The sequence below is a fragment of the uncultured Campylobacter sp. genome (assembly GCF_938030785.1).
GTDB lineage: Bacteria > Campylobacterota > Campylobacteria > Campylobacterales > Campylobacteraceae > Campylobacter_B.
Genome location: NZ_CALHIK010000171.1, coordinates 1 through 4,642, shown reverse-complemented (window position 1 = coordinate 4,642; position 4,642 = coordinate 1). Strand labels below are relative to the sequence as shown.

The 4,642-nt window shown below is 51.3% G+C and carries 4 protein-coding genes and 1 pseudogene; 1 reads left to right on the top strand and 4 read right to left on the bottom strand.

Annotation, left to right across the window (positions count from 1 at the left end):
• The 3 genes and pseudogenes from pyrF to ribH form a co-directional block, all read right to left on the bottom strand.
• A partial coding sequence (gene pyrF / locus Q0438_RS09955) for an orotidine-5'-phosphate decarboxylase (protein ID WP_299190552.1) occupies window positions 1-666 on the bottom strand: 666 nt, incomplete at its 3' end.
• A gap of 683 nt (window positions 667-1,349) precedes the next feature.
• A pseudogene (gene nusB / locus Q0438_RS09950) lies at window positions 1,350-1,724 on the bottom strand (transcription antitermination factor NusB); the annotation flags it as partial.
• 1 nt (window position 1,725) lies between these two features.
• The gene (gene ribH / locus Q0438_RS09945) at window positions 1,726-2,196 is read right to left on the bottom strand and encodes a 6,7-dimethyl-8-ribityllumazine synthase (RefSeq protein WP_295152917.1); all 471 of its coding nucleotides are present in this window, start codon (window positions 2,194-2,196) and stop codon (window positions 1,726-1,728) included.
• Window positions 2,197-2,809: 613 nt separating this feature from the next.
• Between ribH and sodB the strand changes: the two genes are divergently transcribed.
• On the top strand, window positions 2,810-3,433 hold the full coding sequence (gene sodB, locus Q0438_RS09940; protein ID WP_297942027.1) for a superoxide dismutase [Fe]: 624 nt from the start codon (window positions 2,810-2,812) through the stop codon (window positions 3,431-3,433).
• Window positions 3,434-3,789: 356 nt separating this feature from the next.
• Here sodB and Q0438_RS09935 read toward each other — a convergent pair whose 3' ends face one another.
• Window positions 3,790-4,371: a LysE family translocator gene (locus tag Q0438_RS09935; protein WP_299190550.1), complete on the bottom strand. Its 582-nt coding sequence runs from the start codon at window positions 4,369-4,371 to the stop codon at window positions 3,790-3,792.
• Window positions 4,372-4,642: the final 271 nt, after the last annotated feature.

Sequence of the window (4,642 nt, the reverse complement as noted above, 5' to 3'; positions counted from 1 at the left end):
CTCGCAAATTTCGCGCGGATCGGCGCTTTGATAGATCGGGCGACCGACTACGATAAAATCGGCCCCTGCCTCGCGCGCGACGTCTAGATCAGCCACCCGCTTTTGATCCCCCGCACTCTCGCCAAATGGCCTTACGCCCGGGCAGAGCGTGATAAAATTTGCGCTCGTAGCGTCCTTTATCAGGCGGCTCTCGAACGCCGAGCAGACCATGCCGTCAAGCTCCGCTTCGTAGCTCATCACGCCAAATTTTCGCACGGCGTCGCCCAAATTTTGCTCGTAAACCGCGCTAAATTCGGTCTCGTCAAAGCTCGTTAGCGCAGAAACCGCTAGCACTAGCGGACGCGAAGCTAGCCTGTCCAGTCGCTGCATCACCGTAGCCATAGCTCGCTTGCCGCTGCTTGCGTGCACATTTATCATATCGACGCCGAGCTTTGCGATCTCCTCGGCCGCGTCAGCCATCGTGTTTGGGATGTCGTAGAGCTTTAGATCGAGGAAAATTTTAAAATTTCCAAGCTTTTTTAGCTCCTCGATAAAGCCCGCTCCGTCGCGCAAATAGGCTCGCAAGCCCACTTTTAGCCAAATTTTATCCGCAAAGTCCGCAAGCCCCTCCGCTAGCTGTAAACACTGCTGCTTCGAGCCCAAATCAAGCGCGACGCAGAGCTTCACCGTTTATCCTTGCCACGTATTGCGCCTTTGCTGCCTGCGGGTCTTTTCGAGAGAGCGCCTTTGTTGCCTGCTGGTCTTTTTGAGACGGTGCCTCTGCTGCCCGCAGATTTTTTCGGCGCGGTAGAGATTTTGCGCCCCGTGCTACTTTTCGGCGCAGTATTTTTACCAGCAGTGCCCTTTTTCGGTGCTGTGCTTTTGCCGACTCTGAAATTTCTATCCGCGCCCTCTTTTTTCGGCGCGGCGTCTTTGCCTCGTTCGCCTGCCTTAAAATTTTTACTTCGCTCGCCCGTTTTGAAATTTTTGCCCGTTTTCTCCGTCTTAAATTTATCTCCGGTCTTGAGATTTCTCTCCGTTTTAAATTTTTTGCTCGCGGCGGCTTCGGATTTTTTTGCGGATGCGCTGCGGGTTTTCGAATTAGCGGGCTTTTTAGACGGTCTGCTTCTGCTCGCCGTAGAATTTTTCGGCGTGCCGCCTCTCTTTGGCTTAGTAAAATTTTTTGTCTCGTCGTCCGCGCCTGCGGGGATGAAATTTTTCGCCGTATCGTCCCTGTCCGAAACGGCGGAGCTTTCCGCCGCAGCAGACTTAAAATTTTTGACTGCCTCCGTGGTTGACCCAGGATTTTCGCTTGCCGTCGCAGTCGGCTTGGAAATTTTATCCGCCGCGATATTTACGGGGCTATCTTTTAGCGCATCCAGCACGCCGTTAATAAATTTAGACGAGATGCCAAGCTCCTTGGCGGAGTTGATCGCTTCGTTGATGACGATGCCTGCGTCGGTGTCCGTAAAGCGCAACTCATACGCCCCGAGCCGCAGTATCGCGCGCTCCAGAGCCGAAATTTCGGCGAGCTTAAATTCCTTTAAATTTTCATCTATCAGCGCATCAACTGCAGCGAGATTTTCGCTAGCGCCGCGCAGAAGCGCCAGCGTCCAGTTGCGCTGCTCGTTGCGAATGCGCTTTTCTTCCAGATACTCGTCCGCAAAGTCCTCGCCGCCGCCGTTCATATCCCGGGAGTAAAGCAGCGAGATCGCAGCGAGCCTGGCTTGGTGTCTGGTGGCCATTTTACGCCTTTATGTTGCGAAATAGGCTTAGAAGCTCGATCGCGCCGCTCATCGCTTCAAAGCCCTTGTTGCCGGCCTTTGAGCCTGCTCGCTCGATCGCCTGCTCGATATTATCGGTAGTCAGTACGCCGAAAGTCACGGGCGCGCCGTATTTTAGCATGGTATTCGCGATACCTTTGCTTACCTCGGCGCTTACGTAGTCAAAATGCGGAGTAGAGCCGCGGATCACCGCACCTAGGCAGACGACGGCGTCGTAGAGCTTGGAGCTTAGCGCCTTTTCAAGCGCGAGCGGGATCTCAAAAGCGCCCGGCACCAGCATCAGACTTAAATTTTCCTCCTTGCCGCCGTGGCGCAAAAACGCATCGTGCGCCCCCTCGACTAGGCGATCGGTGATGATGTGGTTGAAGCGTGCGTTGATGATTAGGATCTTTTCGCTGCCCTTAAGAGCAAGTGAGCCTTCGATGATTTTCATGGTTTTCCTTTGCGTTAAATTTAGCGCTAAGCTTAGCTAAATTCGCCAAAATTCTAAATTAATTTCAGCATCGCGGCGCTTGAAATTATGAGAAATAACAGGCGCATTGCGTGCAGAAATTTTCTAGCAGCGAACGAATATGCCTAAGGTCACGGCACCGATCGTGCCGATACCTGTACATACTTAGCATGAGTATGAAAATATGCGAAGTAGACTCACCTCCGAGTCCTCTTCTAGCGCGACGATCATTTCAAAAAAGACGATAAAAAGCATGCCAAGCCCCGTATATAGAACGTATGCGAGTGCCGCGCTATGTATTTAAAAGCAAGCATAAATATAAAAAGTTCGCAATCGCGCAGATGACGGTAAGCAACCGCTCGTGCGTACCGGCAGCGCGCTTAAGCCCGTACGCCCAGTCGTACACAAAAAGCGCTCCGATGAGGATAAAAGAAAGCTCTGGCGTTATTAAATCGCCTAAATTTTAAATTTAAAGCGCGATTGCGGTGGCTTAGATTGAAATTCGTCTTAAAATTAATCCTAAATAATAAATTTTATTATTCGTTTAGAAATTTTAGGCTATAATCGCTTCAAAATTCATTTCAAGGAGAGAAAGATGTTTAAACTTAGAGAGTTGCCGTTCGATGCGGCGCATAACGCGGTCGTAAGCAAGCAAACCTGTGACTATCACCACGGCAAGCACCACGCGACCTACGTGGCAAATTTAAATAAACTTACCGAATCGGGCGAGTTTGCGGGCAAGGGGCTTTACGAGATCGTAACGGCCGCTAGCGGCGGGCTTTTCAACAACGCAGCGCAGGTTTACAACCACGATTTTTATTGGGATTGCATTGCAAAGCCTAGTGAGCCGTCTGCAGAGCTAAAATCGGCGCTAGCGGAAAATTTCGCGGATTTTAAAAGCGAGTTTTTGGCTGCTGCTACGGCGCATTTCGGCTCGGGCTGGGTGTGGCTTGCTTACGATCCCAAATCGGGTAAGCTTTGCATTAAAGCGACTCAAAACGCCGCCACGCCGGTGACCGAAGGGCTCGTGCCGCTTCTAGTCGTGGACGTTTGGGAGCACGCGTATTACATCGATGAGCACAACGCGCGCCCGAAATATCTGGAGAAATTCTACGCAGGCATCAACTGGGAGTTCGTCTCAAGCGCCTACGAATGGGCGAAAAAAGAGGGTCTCGGCTCTGTGAAATTCTACATCGACGAGCTTCACGGCAGAGATTAAATTTTAAAATTTAAGCGGATGCGGCGATACAAAAATCTGGGTCTGTCGCGCTTCGCTTGCGTAAATTTTAAATTTACGCGGGCACGTCACAAACGGAAGCGGTGCTACCCGCAGAGCTAAAACCGCCTAAACGCGCCGCAGGTTCGCTGTGAGTTCGCTACGGACACGGATCCGCTGCAGACGATAATCGCCGCGGCGCTTGCCACACGCGACCGAGCACTTAAAATTTTAATTCAAAGCTAGCGGCTAAATTTCGGGATTTTTCTCGGAATTTAGCCGCAGCAATATCGCTTTTCAATCTATCTTTTAAATTTAAAAATTCCATCAAAGCTCGGACGCTAAATTTAATCAAAATTTTAGCCCAAAATCATCCAAAGCCCGATCGCGCACATCAGCACCGAGCAGAAAATTTCGAGGTATTTCAGGTGGGTTTTCAGCAGATTTTTTAGCACCGCTCCGCCCAGCGCGTAGATGCTAAGACAGATGCTTTCGCTTACGCACAGCGTAGCGACGAGGACGAATGTGCGCGCGCCGAAAAGGTTGTCCGCGTCCAAAAACGGCGGAAAGAGCGCGGTAAAAAATATCCACGCCTTGGGATTTGAGACCGCGACTACGAGGCCTTGGAGGAAGATATTTTCGCTGCGCTTCTGTTTTTGCAGCTTGAAATTTCCGCGCGTTAAAAAGGTCGCGACGCCCAGATAGAAGATATACGCGCCGCCTAAAATTTTAATCGCGCTAAGCGCCGCAGGGTGCGCAAGCAGAATGCCCGCGACGCCGAATATGCACGCAAGCGCCACGGCTGCGACGCCCAGCACCTGCGCCAGCAACGCAGGCAGCGCCCTAAGATAGCCGCGCGCGATGCCTAGATTTAGCGCGTAGGTCATGTTGATGCCCGGCATCAGCGATATCGGAAAGATCGTAAAGAAAAATAGAAGCATTGCAAACCCCTAAATTGCGGCTAAATTTTAAATTTATCGCGCGCCCGTCGCGGAAATTTTAAGGTGCCGCGGCGAGTGAAATTTTAAAATTCCGCCGCGTCTTTTTGCGATTATCATCACGCTTGCACGGCGCGCGTAGATAAAATTTTAAAATTCTGACGTCCGCTTCGCTAGACGCGTCAAAGCTTTCTATAGGGCGGGAAGGGGGCTTGGATTGCGAGGTCGCTCCCCTTCCCGCCCCAAACCCCACCTAACCCCCGACGACGCTTTA